This window comes from Natrinema sp. 1APR25-10V2, from assembly GCF_031626495.1.
Lineage (GTDB): Archaea > Halobacteriota > Halobacteria > Halobacteriales > Natrialbaceae > Natrinema.
On sequence record NZ_JAMQOJ010000001.1, the window covers coordinates 616,443 to 629,317 of the forward strand.

General features: G+C 62.1%; 15 protein-coding genes. 9 read left to right on the forward strand and 6 right to left on the reverse strand.

From position 1 onward, the window contains the following. Positions 1–298: 298 nt before the first annotated feature. Positions 299–628: a site-specific integrase gene (locus NDO75_RS03265; protein ID WP_310904667.1), complete on the forward strand. Its 330-nt coding sequence runs from the start codon at positions 299–301 to the stop codon at positions 626–628. Between the two features lie 85 nt (positions 629–713). Next, complete coding sequence (locus NDO75_RS03270; RefSeq protein ID WP_310904668.1) at positions 714–896, forward strand: hypothetical protein; 183 nt, start codon at positions 714–716, stop codon at positions 894–896. Between the two features lie 57 nt (positions 897–953). Here the strand turns inward: NDO75_RS03270 and NDO75_RS03275 are convergent, their stop codons facing one another. Then, the gene (locus tag NDO75_RS03275) at positions 954–1,388 is read right to left on the reverse strand and encodes a universal stress protein (RefSeq protein WP_310904669.1); all 435 of its coding nucleotides are present in this window, start codon (positions 1,386–1,388) and stop codon (positions 954–956) included. Positions 1,389–1,810: 422 nt separating this feature from the next. Between NDO75_RS03275 and NDO75_RS03280 the strand changes: the two genes are divergently transcribed. Further along, entirely contained in the window at positions 1,811–2,218 is a 408-nt protein-coding gene (locus NDO75_RS03280) for a hypothetical protein (protein WP_310904670.1), read from the forward strand. 23 nt (positions 2,219–2,241) lie between these two features. Here NDO75_RS03280 and NDO75_RS03285 read toward each other — a convergent pair whose 3' ends face one another. After that, complete coding sequence (locus NDO75_RS03285) at positions 2,242–3,099, reverse strand: hypothetical protein (RefSeq protein ID WP_310904671.1); 858 nt, start codon at positions 3,097–3,099, stop codon at positions 2,242–2,244. Positions 3,100–3,408: 309 nt separating this feature from the next. Further along, positions 3,409–3,840, reverse strand: a complete 432-nt coding sequence (locus NDO75_RS03290) for a universal stress protein (protein ID WP_310904672.1) — start codon at positions 3,838–3,840, stop codon at positions 3,409–3,411. A gap of 269 nt (positions 3,841–4,109) precedes the next feature. Here NDO75_RS03290 and NDO75_RS03295 point away from each other — a divergent pair, with 269 nt between their 5' ends. Both NDO75_RS03295 and NDO75_RS03300 read left to right on the forward strand, forming a co-directional pair. Beyond that, positions 4,110–5,216 (forward strand): hemolysin family protein, encoded by a 1,107-nt coding sequence (locus NDO75_RS03295; RefSeq protein WP_310904673.1) that lies wholly within the window; start codon positions 4,110–4,112, stop codon positions 5,214–5,216. Positions 5,217–5,305: 89 nt separating this feature from the next. After that, positions 5,306–6,409, forward strand: coding sequence for a hemolysin family protein (locus NDO75_RS03300; protein ID WP_310904674.1), 1,104 nt, complete (start codon positions 5,306–5,308; stop codon positions 6,407–6,409). Positions 6,410–6,480: 71 nt separating this feature from the next. Here the strand turns inward: NDO75_RS03300 and NDO75_RS03305 are convergent, their stop codons facing one another. Beyond that, positions 6,481–7,260 (reverse strand): transcriptional regulator, encoded by a 780-nt coding sequence (locus tag NDO75_RS03305; RefSeq protein ID WP_310904675.1) that lies wholly within the window; start codon positions 7,258–7,260, stop codon positions 6,481–6,483. Positions 7,261–7,505: 245 nt separating this feature from the next. Here NDO75_RS03305 and NDO75_RS03310 point away from each other — a divergent pair, with 245 nt between their 5' ends. The 3 genes from NDO75_RS03310 (at position 7,506) to NDO75_RS03320 (ending at position 10,020) form a co-directional block, all read left to right on the forward strand. Next, on the forward strand, positions 7,506–8,753 hold the full coding sequence (locus NDO75_RS03310; protein WP_310904676.1) for an MFS transporter: 1,248 nt from the start codon (positions 7,506–7,508) through the stop codon (positions 8,751–8,753). A 161-nt stretch (positions 8,754–8,914) separates the two neighbouring features. Next, positions 8,915–9,109: a hypothetical protein gene (locus NDO75_RS03315; RefSeq protein WP_310904677.1), complete on the forward strand. Its 195-nt coding sequence runs from the start codon at positions 8,915–8,917 to the stop codon at positions 9,107–9,109. 365 nt (positions 9,110–9,474) lie between these two features. Then, on the forward strand, positions 9,475–10,020 hold the full coding sequence (locus tag NDO75_RS03320) for a GNAT family N-acetyltransferase (RefSeq protein WP_310904678.1): 546 nt from the start codon (positions 9,475–9,477) through the stop codon (positions 10,018–10,020). 42 nt (positions 10,021–10,062) lie between these two features. On the opposite strand, the gene NDO75_RS03325 is transcribed toward NDO75_RS03320, so the two are convergent. After that, positions 10,063–10,407 (reverse strand): hypothetical protein, encoded by a 345-nt coding sequence (locus tag NDO75_RS03325; protein ID WP_310904679.1) that lies wholly within the window; start codon positions 10,405–10,407, stop codon positions 10,063–10,065. Positions 10,408–10,538: 131 nt separating this feature from the next. Between NDO75_RS03325 and NDO75_RS03330 the strand changes: the two genes are divergently transcribed. After that, complete coding sequence (locus NDO75_RS03330) at positions 10,539–10,925, forward strand: hypothetical protein (protein WP_310904680.1); 387 nt, start codon at positions 10,539–10,541, stop codon at positions 10,923–10,925. Positions 10,926–11,008: 83 nt separating this feature from the next. Here the strand turns inward: NDO75_RS03330 and NDO75_RS03335 are convergent, their stop codons facing one another. Beyond that, positions 11,009–12,715 (reverse strand): ABC transporter substrate-binding protein, encoded by a 1,707-nt coding sequence (locus NDO75_RS03335; protein WP_310905170.1) that lies wholly within the window; start codon positions 12,713–12,715, stop codon positions 11,009–11,011. Positions 12,716–12,875: the final 160 nt, after the last annotated feature.

Consider the following 12,875-nt stretch of genomic DNA (forward strand, 5'->3'; position numbering starts at 1 on the left):
GAGGAATTCCTAACTACGACGCCGTCACGCCGGATGAACGCGAGCGCTGGCGGCGGTATCTCGCGCAGCGATTGGGCAAGTCCAAAGACGACGTAACGGTGGACGACTGGGAAGCCGCGAACAGCTGGAAGATACCGTCGCTATTGTGGACGACGCTGGACGTCGGACTGCGCCCGATCGAAGTGCGGCGAGCGACGACGTCGTGGATAGACGCGTCGAACAGCGTAGTACGCATCCGAAGGAGGATTCGGCGGAGAACACGGAGCACTGGCAGTGTAGCTTGTCGGATCGAACGGTGATGGCAGTCGAACGGTGGCTCGAAGAACGGAACTATCGAGAGAAATACGAGGACACGGAGCAGTTCTGGCTCACTCGGTTCGAAAACTCGTATTCGACCGGATCACTGAATCGAATATTTCGAGAGATCTGTGCGGAGGCCGGAATCGCAGTGGAGGACCGCGACTTGACGTGGTACTCGATGCGCCACAGCGTCGGGACGTACATGGCGAACGAATTGACGGTGAAGGCGGCCGCAGCGCAGTTACGCCATCGATCGATCAAATCCACGCTGCGGTACGACCGAGCGCCGATCGAGAAACGAAAGGCGGCACTCGAGCAGATGGGTTGATTACCCCTTCTGCTGCCGTTGCGCTACCGCGTCGACCACGCGTTTGCATACCGCTCGCTGAATACCCCGGTGATCACAATCGCGTATGGCCAACGACGAGACGAGGGGCCTCGATAATCCGGAAATCCTCTGCGATACGATCGCCGAACTGATCGACGTGCTCGAGGACGGCGACTTACTCACCGAGGAGCGAGCGTCCGAATTGCGCTCCCAGGTCTACCAGTCGATCGATCTGGGGGAACACCCATCGGAGGAAGCCGGGGAATAACTCGACTGCCCCGGTCTCGTACCGATGGACGCTGTCTGTGATAGGATCTCCGACGGGTCAGCGAACGACCGTAACCGGTACCGGAGCACGACGCGTAACCGCTTCGGCGACGCTTCCCAGCAGAACGCGACTTGTCCCGGTTCGACCGTGGGTTCCGATCACGATGTGATCGATATCGTGGCCATCCGCGAATTCGACGATAGAGCGGGCGGGAGATCCGACCAGCTGTTCCGTATCGACGATTCCGTTCACTCTCTCGGCTCGATCTTCGGCGTCTGAGAGTATCTGGTCTGTGGTGTCTTCCTGTTGCCCTCGAATCGCGTCGTAGGTCGCCGGGGCAGTCGCTTCCATCGTGGCAGCACCGTGGAAGTCGGCGGGGTCGACCACGTGTAACGCCGTTATCTGCGCGTTCGGATGCTCCGAGAGGGCGTACTCGAGTGCAGTATCGGATTGTTCGGACTCGTCTACCGGAACGAGGACGTCGGATGCCATTACGGGATATGCCGTTTTAGTACACAAAAGCGGAAGACACGCGTATGCCGAGGTCGAGCGGGCGTTCGACTTCGATTATAGAGATGTGAGGAGAATACCTGCGGCTTTAGCCGCAGGATGAATCCGACAACAGGGAGATAATTCACCACTGCGATGGCCCATCCGAGGTTTCTGATCCATACGTTGAAGTGACAGGATACCAATCATAGAGGTAGGAATCGGCGTGGAACAGAACGAGTCACGCATAGTCCTGTAGAGGCGGCCTGTCCACTCGGGTCGAGAAACGGTGACTGTCGAAGGTCACCGTCTCGGACCAGTTTCCACCGGAACGCTGTCGACGGGACCGCCAGTCTCAGTCGCGTGACGACGCGTGGATGAATGGCAACCCATGACTTACCCGCGTGGGAGCCCGCCGATACACAATGTCATCACCAGATGTCCAACAGACGGAGTCGGCCATCCGCTGTGATGCGTGTCAGTCTACCGTCCGATCTGGCGGCCAGCAGGCGATGTCATTTCTCCTCCTCGAGGGACTCACGGTCCCCGTTCTCGGCTGCGACGACCATCTCGAGCGGTTCTCCTCAATCTGTGGATTGAGCTCCGAGGACGCGGCCGATATCTTGCACCACCGACCGGCCGGCGGCCTCTCGTGTCCGAGCTGCCGCCTCGCGCCGAACAATGCGTCTCATCCGCTGATCCAGGTTCGAGACGGAGCGATCGTCCCGATAGCGTGTCCGGAACACCAGTCGGAGATCGTCCAGCGATTCCGGACCGGACTCCGAACCCGACAACGGCTGATGTCCGACCCCGTTAGCCGCAGCAATCCGTAAAGCGCCGCCTCGGTCGGGGTAGCTCAATCGCCCCAGTTGATGAGCGGTGCTCGCTCTGATTCGTGGAGAACGAACGGGCCGATAGCACCCGACTCCTTCGCGATCGAGGCCGTCCGAAGGACGTACGCAGTAAAAATAAAGAACGGAATCAACGCAAACGTCACGCCGCCGTTGATTACCCAGACGAGTGCGGGGATGCTGAGTACCGTTCCTGACACGGTCCCGGGCTTCAGATAGAGCGCCGCATAGATCGTGAAGAGGAGCGCCGGAATTCCCGTATAGAGGATCCGTCGGGAGAGGTTGACCAGTTCCCACTGGAGATAGTGGGCCTTGAAAAACTCCTCTGCAGGGCCGAACAGTTCTAAGATGTCGACCAGATCGTCGATCGCCTCTCGTTCCTCGTCACTCAGACTCTCTCGATGCTCCCAGTACAGCCGACGAACGAGGTAGATCTTCCACGAGTAATTATACGAGAGGGCGGCTTGCATTATCGTGAACTCTCCGAACGGTGAATCTTCCAAATCGTCGGTGATTTCGTCGGCGCTCGTAGCGATCCGGTCGACTAGCTGATCGACCCGGTTCCGAAGGAGTTGGTCGGAATTTCCTTTCACGGCCTCCTGCACTGTCTTGGCCCGATCGACGCTCGTGTTGATGAGCGTACTGAGGAACCGCTCCGGCTCTGGCGGACCAGTCCATTGAAATTCCCGCTCGGAGTCCTTCCTGAACGTCATCGATTTATCCATCCGCTCGCGTTGTCGACCCAGCGATCCGAATTCCTCGGACAGGACGAGCTGGTTGATCGAGACGACGAGCGTCATTCCGGTTATGAGAACACCGACGAGGGTCTGAAACAGCGTCTCGACCGTGTCCCCCTCAGTCAATATCGACTGGAAGGGGAGAGGAAGTAAACTGAGAACAGTAAGGAGAACCAGGCAGGTGAGTGCCAGTATTCCCGTAACGGTCAAGCGGTTTGCGCTGAACAAGACCCAGTCTCTGATCGATCGTCCGTTATCCATTCTAGTTCAGGTGTGTGAACGCTCGCCGAGGGAGTGCGGTTCAACGATCATCTCTCGAGCGGTGTCCGATCCACCGATTTCGCCGTGAATCGTCGTCCGGAGGGCCAGCACTCCGTGGATGGTTCTCTTTCTCTGACGGACCGGTGCGATAACGGTGAGTTCTACGAGCGGGACTCATTCCCGAGCGACCAGCACGGAGGTAGTCACCGACTCGAGAACGTCCTCCGTCGTGCTCCCGAAGAGTCGTTCCGTGAGGGTCGAACCCTCGCTTTCACCGATCACGATGAGGTCGATCCCGTTATCGGCGCTATACTGGGGTATTGCGTCTTCCGGGAATCCTTCGAGAACGGCTCGTTCGGACGTAACTCCGGCCTCATCGGTCGTTTGCTCGGCCTGATTGAGCGCCTCTTCCGCTTCCTCATCGAGCGCTTCGGTGAGGTCGTCCGCGATGTCGCCAACGGCGGACGCGGACATTTCCGCCTCAACATCCACGACGTGCAGGAGATGCACCTTGGCGTCCATACTCGACGCGATTTCCATCCCGTGTTCCAGCGCTCTTACACTCGCATCGGAGCCATCCGTCGGGACAAGGATGTCGCGGTACACGTCGAGGTCCTATTGGCTGAACGGCAAAAAGCGTGATCCCGAGTCAAATGGACCGAACGATGTCGTAATATTGGGAACGTGGCTCGTGACTCGCCGGAGCGAAACACGCTCGAGGAAAGTCTCACCGTCCAGCGCGTATTCGAGGCCATCCATCACTCCTCCGAGACCGGACGGGCGGTCAAACTCGACTGAACGGCCCATACGGAAGCACTGTCAGTTTGCCACCCGTGCTTTTTTGCTTCGGCGCCGTATCGATGGACCCATACTGAATGCAAGCACCCGAAATCCTCCTTCGTCTCGTCGCGGGTGCCGCATTGATTCTCGCCAACGGGTTTTTCGTCACTATCGAGTTCGCGCTGACCCGCGCCCGACAGTATTCCGAAGCCGAATTCATGGAACCCGGTCTCGAACGCGCGTGGGAGATGACCGAGGACCTCGAAATCTATCTCACCGGGTGTCAGGTCGGCATCACCGCCTGTAGCATCGGACTGGGTATCGTCGCCGAACCCGCGCTCGCAGCGCTGTTCGAGCCGGTGTTCGGCGGGACGGTTCTCGCGTCGATCGGCGCTGCCGTGATCTTAGCGTACATCATCGTGAGCCTGGTGCACAAGGTCTACGGCGAACAGGCCCCTACCTACCTCGGCGTCGAGCGATCGAAACAGGTCTGCCGCTACGGCGCGACGCCGCTGTACTGGTTCACGTGGGTCATTCGACCGATTCTCCGCATCGGTGACTGGGTAGCGAAATGGACGCTTTCGCTGTTCGGCGTCGAGATGACCGGTGCGTGGCTCGAATCCGACGACGAGGACATCGAGGGGCGTGCGGACCTCCACCGACAGCTCGAGTCGATACTCGATGACGGCGAGGTTGCCGAAGAGCGTCGTCAGGAAGTGATGAACGCGTTGGTGGTCGAGGAAATACCCGTCCGTGACAGCATGGTGCCGCGCGAGGAAATCGCCGCGCTCTCGACCGAGAACACCCCCGAGGAAAACCTCGCGGTCATCGAGGAGCGTCCACATCTCCGCTTTCCGCTGGTCGGCGAGGACATCGACGATTTCCGAGGGGTCGTTTACCTCGCGGCGGTCACAAACCAGTTCGAGGCGTTCAAAAACGGCGACATCGACATCGAAGACCTCGCCGAGCCGCCGATGACGCTGCCGGCCGACGAGGAAATCAGCGACGCTATCGACCGCTTCCAGACGGAAAATCAGGAGCTCGCGCTCGTCACTGAGGAGGGACGGGTCGTCGGCCTGTTAACCTCGACGGACGCCTTCGAGGAAGTGATGGGCGAACTCGAGGACCCCATTGACGCCTACCAGCGCGAACAACGCGGGGACGACGCATCGGGATTAGACTCCCAGAGCGACCCGGCTTGAGACACCTCGTGAGGTCGGTATCCGTCGGAGCGCGAAGAATCGGTTTGCAGACAAGCCGTTTATCCGTGTTGCTACTCGTATAACTTGGTATGCCGATGACCGCGCTCGAAGCCTCCATCAGGCTTATCGCCGGTCTATTACTCATTCTGGCCAACGCGTTTTTCGTCGCCATCGAGTTCGCGCTGACCCGCGCCCGACAGTATTCCGAAGCGGAGTTCGTGGAACCCGGAAGCACCGCTCTCGAGCGCGCGTGGGAGATGACTCAGAATTTAGAGATTTACCTGACCAGTTGCCAGATCGGGATTACGTTCTCGAGCATCGCGCTCGGGATCGTCGCCGAACCCGCGCTCACGGCCATCTTCGAACCGCTGTTCGGTGGGACCGTTCTCGCATCGGTCGGCGCAGGGGCCATCCTCGCGTTTCTCATCGTCAACCTCGTCCATCTCACCCACGGCGAGCAGACCCCTACCTATCTCGGCGTCGAGCGCTCGAAACTGGTCTCTCGGTACTGTGCGACGCCGCTGTACTGGTGGACGCGGGCCATCTGGCCGGTCATCAAGTTTGGAGACGGGGCGGCGAAATGGACGCTTTCGCTGTTCGGCGTCGAGATGACCGGCGCGTGGCTCGAAACCGAAGCCGACGTCATGCAGGGGCGTGCGGGCCTCTACAAGCGCTTCGGCTCGACCCTCGAAGAGGGAGACCTCTCCGAGGAACGCCGGCAGGAGGTGATGAACGCGCTGGCCGTCGGCGACATCCCGGTCGAGGTGATCATGGTTCCGCGCGAGGAGATCGTCGCGCTCTCGACCGAGAACACCCCCGAGGAGAACCTCGCGTTCGTCGAGGAACACTCCCATTCTCGCTACCCCGTGGTCGGCGAGGACGTGGACGACTTCCGCGGCGTCGTCTATCTCCCGACGATCACGAACCATTTCGAGGAGCTCATGAGCGGCGACGTCGGCATCGAAGATATCGCCGCGTCGCCGATGACGCTCCCGGCCACGGAGGAAATCAACGACGCCATCGACCGCTTCCAGACGGAAAATCAGGAGCTCGCCCTCGTCACCGAGGGCGGCGAGATCGTTGGTCTCCTGACCGCGACGGACGCCTTCGAGGAGGTCATGGGCGACCTCGAAGACCCGATAGACGAGCGGGCCGGACGCGCGCGCCGCGGTGCGGACCCGACCGGGACCTGAGACGACCCGGCGTCTTATTCGGGCGATCGTAGTGGGTTCTGTCCCGAGATACCGCGAGAAATAGCGAACGATCAGTCTGACACGGATTCGTCTCGCTCTCGGATCGGGTCGGAGTGTTCCCGATACGTCGCGAAGACGCGTTCGGCCCACCCGCGGGCGATCGCGGAATCGGAGTCGACAAATACGCGCATTATGCCGGTTTGTTCGTCGTAACCCGCGACGCCGACTCGGTCGTCGAAGATGGCGAGGCCGTACGGAAGCGCCTCGCGCGTTCGAAGCGTTAGATGACCCGCATCGATGGCGTCACGGAGCCGATCGGGATGGGTCTCGAAGAGACTGTCGATGACCCCGGGCAAGTAGATGAGTTCCGCTTCGAGGCCGTCGAATAGTTGCCCTGACGTCTCCTCGAGTGCCGGCGGAAACATGTGGGTCGTGTTGAACCCGCGAAGGGTATCGCTCTCCCGTACCAACTGGAGAAATCGGGTGAAGGGTGCGTACGGGTCCTCGGGCGTCGTAGTGGTCACCGTCCCGTCCGCAAACGGTGCGACGACGAACTCCTGGTGTGCTTCACAGATCGACTCGAGCAACGGTGCGAGCACCGTCGCCGCTCGTAGGTCTCGTTCGAGGTGGACGATCGCGTCGGCGTACACCTGCCCCTTCCCGGTCAGCGTAAACCGGTTGTCGACGCGTTCTGCGAGGTCGTGATCCGCCAACCATCGCGTGAATCGATGGCTCGTCGCGCGGGAGACGTCGAGTTGCGCTTCCAGGTCGTTCCGGTCGAGCGGTTCAGTCGCTAGCGCTTCCAGGACCTCACGATGACGGATGATGTCGATGAGTTCGTCCGTGGTCATTCGCGAACTGAGTTCGTGTGCCGATATCGGATTCGAGTCCAACTCGAGGCTCGTCTCCAGGATTTCGTCGAGTATCGTATTTCCCATTGAGATCACATGTGAGGGTGTCTACAGGAACAGAGGCGTCTCAAGTGCTTATTCCTGTCGCAGGTGTTGAGACGATCCGAGAGCGGTGATACTACAGTCGGAATTAGATATCAACATCGATAAATGACTACACACGTGCTGGCCGCCTCTCTACGATCATGGGACAGATAATCGAGACTGATTCACGGGCGACACCGACCGACGGACCGACCGAAACCGTTCCGTGGCGTTCCCGAACGGTACAGATCGTGCTGATCAGCACGGCGCTCGCACCGCTCGGTGTGCCGCTCATCAGCCCCGCACTCCCGGTCTTCCGGGACGTGTTCGGAATCACCGACGCGGAGGCGAGTCTCCTGGTGAGCACCTACTTCCTCGTGGGAATCGTTCTGTCGCCGTTCATCGGCATCCTCGCCGATCGTATCGGACGGAAACGCGTGCTCGTCGCGGGGCTGCTGGCGTTCGGCGTACTGGGTGGCGCGATGGCGATCGCCCCGACGTTCGAAGCCCTGCTCGCGCTCCGCGTCGCGCAGGGGACCGCCGCCGCGGCGATCTTCATCACCACCGTCACGATCGTGGGTGACGAGTTCGACGGCGCGCAACGAAATGCGGTGTTAGGGGCGAACGTCGCCGTTCTCTCGGCGACCGCTGCCCTGTTTCCGGTACTCGGTGGGGCACTCGCGGGTATCGCGTGGAACGCGCCGTTTCTCGCGTACCTCGCGGCGATCCCCATCGCCGTGTTCGCACAGGTGGCGTTGGACGAACCACACCGGGTCGCTGGCGGACGCGGGTTCACGTATCTCACGGACGCAGCCCGATCGATCGTCACGCCACCGCTTCTGGCGCTGTTCGCCGTCGCGTTCGTCACCGAGTTCCTGCTGTTCGGCGTGATCTTCACCGCGATGCCGTTCGTTCTCGCGACGGCGTTCGCGCCGGTCCTGATCGGGGTCGTGATTCTGGCGTCGGAAACGGCGTCGACGGTGGTCGCCGCCTCGAGCGGCCGACTGGCGCGTCACCTCTCGAACGAGTGGACGATCGCGTTCGGATTCGCCTGCTACGCGGTCGGCTTCGCAGCCGCGTGGGCCGCGAGCGGATTGCTCACTACGGTGGGGGCGGTCGTGGTCATCGGCGTCGGCGTCGGTCTCCTGATGCCGGTCGTCGATGCCGCCGTGAGCGAGCGGGTCACCACCGAATACATGGCCGGCGCGATGAGCCTCCGGAACAGCACCACGTTCCTCGGGCGAACCACCGGCCCGATCGTGTTCGTCGGTCTGGCGGTCTCCGCCGGATTCGGGTACGAGTCGCTCCTGCTCGCCTCGAGTTTCGTCGCGATCGTGGCGACCGGCGTTGCCGTGGTCGCAGGACCCGTTCGTCTCGCCAGAAGGGGAGCTCATCCCACTTCGATGTGAGGGAGCGATCGAGTCGAGGGAGCACTCGGAACCGCTCTCTCGACCGGCGATCGAGAACTGGGTCGATTTCTGTGTCTCTCGGTCACGTGATCATCTCCGTGACCTTCTCTCGTTTCGCCGAAGGGAAAACGTAGATGTCTCAAGCGCCCCTATTTGGATCGATGTCAATGGATGACTTCGACCTAGAGGAACTGCTCGAGACGGGCGGTTCGCAACTGAAGACGAGTCTCCCCGGCGTGGTCGTGACGACGAAACTCGCCGACGCGGATGTGGACGAACTGGAAGCGGTTCACCGCCGGCAGTTGGAGTATGCGCTCGAGCACGCCGAAGAAGCGAAGGAAGCGACTCGAATGTAACTGTCTCCTGCTGCGGTTCGCCAAGACGTCTAGCGGGACGCCCGCGGACGACGAGGAGACACCCGGTCTGCGCGTCAATCCGTTCGCTCTGACCGAATCTCTGCACGGAGTCTGGACTGCTATCTGCACCGTGGAAACGGTACTACTGGATCTATTTCGAACGCGGTACCAGCAGGAGCGTTGGCGCTTCCCGAACCTCCTCGACGAACCGGAAAGCGCCACCGCCGACCGCGACCGAAAGCGCGACGAGCGCGCTGCCGCCAGGGTACATCGAAACGCCCTCGTCAGGAAAACGGTCGGGAGCCTGGGTCGCGGAGACCGTTCGAACACCGCACATTGTAGTGGTCGGCGAGCCAAGCGAACCCGTGGAGTACGAACTGCTCGGCTGGCCGCCAGACGGCCCGAAACTGCGGCTCGACCACGAACGGTTCAGCTACGCCGGCAAGTTCGTCATGACGAACACCGGGAAGGCGATCGCTCGAGCCGACGGCCAGCTCGTCGCGGCGGTCGCGTTCAACGAAGATCGCACCGACGACAGAACGCTCTGGCTGCGCTACGTGACCGTCGCCCGCGACCGGCGCGGCGAGGGGATCGGTCCCGACCTCTGCCGGCTAGTCCGCGACCGCGCGCTCGAGCGCGGCTACGACCGGCTCCGGATCGCCGTCAACAACCCGTACGCTTACGAGGCGCTCTACCGGAGCGGGTTCACCTACACCGGGGAGACGACGGGGATCGCGGAACTGATCCTCGAGCACCCCGCACCCACGGACGACCGAAGCTGGGACGATCGCGAGCGCTACCAGGCCGGCCTCGATCGGTTCCGCGATCGAGAGCTCTCCGACGGCGAGGAGGCGTTTCTCGAGTCACGACGCGACGGCGATCCGCCCGAGCTCGAGTCCAGCGACGAGTGAGTCGGGGTGGCTGTAGTACGCCGTCCTGGGGGCGGGCGTACGCTACGGCCCGATCCCCTCGACGGGGACTTCCGTCTCGCAGTTCGGACACGATGCGTGTTCGTCGCCGCCGGTATAGGTCCAGGTCTTCCCGCACTCGTGGCAGGTCAGTTCGACCGTTTCCGGTTCATCCTCGGTGTCCGTTTCGAGCCCGCGAAGCCGCGAGACGACGGCCTCGAGGTCGTCGACCGTCGCGGTATCGATCGGAACGCCGCGGTCGTGTTGGGCAGCCGAATCGTCGGGACTCGAGACGAGCCGGTACGCCGCCGACTCGCTCTCGGCCGCGTCGACGATCGCGTACTGTCCCTCGCTGACGATCGGCTCTCGGTCGGTCGGTTGATCGGCCATATCCCCGGTACTGGAACTCCCCGCATCGGTCTTGTGCAAGCAGGGGCCACCGATCGGAGACGAGGGACCGAATCGCGGTGCACGTCCGAGACATGGCAACCCTTTTCCCCCGGGCTACGGAATCGGATTGTATGACGGACGAAAACGAATCCCCTGACGGAGACGACGCAGGCGAGGGTAGCGAGGAGAAGTCCTTCCGCGAGCGAGTCGAGGAGATTCGCGAGAAGCGCGCCGAAGAGGGCGAGGGCGAAGGCGACGCCCCCGAGAGCCCGTTCGGCGGCGGTGGCGGCCCCGGCGGCCCGGGCGGCATGGGCGGTGGCAACCCGTTCGCCCAGATGATGGGCGGCATGATGGGCGGTGGCCCCGGTGCCGGCCCCGGCGGTCCGGGCGGCCCCGGTGCTGGCGGTCAGGACGAAAGCAACGAGGAACTCGTCCGCGAGGTTCGACAACTCCGCGACGAGATGCGCGATCAGACCCGCGCGCTGAAGCGCATCGCCGACGCGCTCGAGGACCAGTAACCACCCCGTACGATCGGTTTTCCGCGTCTCGAGTCATCGATCAGCGACGCCGATACCGATCGCGACGAGGTCATCGCTGGCGACTACTGTCTGACCCGGAGCCGGCCGTCTTCGTCGTAATGGAATCCTTCTCGTTCGAACGCGGCCTTCGCTGCGTTCACATCGACCTCGCCGTCCGTCCCCAGGAACGGCAGTTCGGGATCTTCCCCTTCCCACTCGAGGCTTTTGGGAACCCACTGTTCGGTGACCGGGGTTGCGATCGGCCGTGCGTTCCCGTGGAACACGGTCTCGACGAGCCACTCTTTGTCGACCAGCCGTGCGATGACTCGCCGAAACCGCGGATTGCTGAACGGCGAGTTCCGCGCGTTGAACCCGAGGAAGTAGAACGTCCACGACGGAGACTCGATCAACCGAGTGGTGCCCGAACCCCCCACGTTGTCGATGATGCTCCTCTCGAGTGCCGTACTCGTCACGTCGGCGAGATCGTTTTCAACGGCGTTGACTGCCGTTTCGCTGCTCGGGGAGATTCTGACGGCAAACTCGTCGACGGTCGGTGACGGGAGATCGACGCCGGCTCGCCGCGTGAAGTGGGAATCGAAGCGTTCGAACGTCAGTTGCTCTCCCTGAGTCCGGTTCGCAAACTGATAGGGACCGCTCCCGACCGGCGGAACGTTGTTCGTAGTGACCGCCTTCGTCGTTCCCTGTGTGATGCTGACGCCGCCGGGACCCGACGCGTCGGCGGTCCGTTCACGCCAGATATGCGCGGGGAGGATCGGGACCAGAAGGGCGCGCTCGCCGACCGGCTGATTCGTGTCGACCGTTATCTCCAGCCGATCTCGACTGCGGATCTCGATGGACTCGACGGCTTCGACCTGGCCACGATAGCGAGGTGTCGGGACGGCGTCGTCGTGGTTCCCGAGCGACATGTCTTGCAGGAATCGGTAGGTGAAGTCGACGTCGGTGGCGGTCACCGACACGCCGTCGTGGAACTCGCAGCCGTCGCGGAGGCGAACGGCTGCCGTCCGTCCGTCCCATTCCCACGACTCGGCGAGCCACGGCTGAACGTCGCCGGTGGAATCCTCGGTAGCCAGCGAGTCGTAGAGCAACTCGGTGAACAGTCCGCGGCCGCGATAGCCGACCGCGAGCGGATTGAGGTTTTCAGTCGGTCTGCCATCGGTGTGGCTCGCACGCAGCGTATCGACGCCGACGGCCGGCTCGAGGCCGAGATACCCCTGCCGGGTCGCGAGGTGCCCTTCGCCCCACCCGTCGAACCGATCGGTCCCGACGAGCCGATGTTCCTCGGGGATACAGATCGGAACGAATGGCTGGACGGTCGCGATCGACTCGAGCGCCGCCGTGATGGCTTCGCGACGCCGCTCGCCCGAGACGTGGCGCTGTTTCTCGAGGAAGTCGTCGACGTTCAGGTTGGTGAATCCGAAGGGGTTCTGCCAGCCCGATTCGTCCGCGTACAGTGAGTGCAACGTCTCGTACAGGAAATCGGGGTCAGTGCCACCCGGATGACGACTGATACAGATATCGAACTCGTGGTCGTACAGCACCGTCCGGAGGAAGTCGATGCCCGATCGGATGTCGTAGGAGACGTCGATTCCGACCTGCTTGAAGACGCGTTCTAGTTCGTTGGCGATTCGAATACTCTCTCTGTCGCTATCGGCGGGGAGGGTGGTGATCGTCAGCGAGAGCTGATCGATGTTGTTTCGGGTAACGAGGTCCTGGAAGCGTTGAACGCAGCCGCTAGTCGAGACCGTTAGCCCGGTCGTCGCCGCCAGCATGGCGCGACGACTGATGGGACTGCCGTCGGCGTCGCGGCTGCTCGGTTTCGGGGCGGTCCGTCGTCCGTTCATTTGGTCCGTTTTTTACTGTTGGCTACCCTCAATATAACAGTATTGTGCTCTCGTGAGTCGTAACGTCCCCTCAATCGCCCAACGGTTG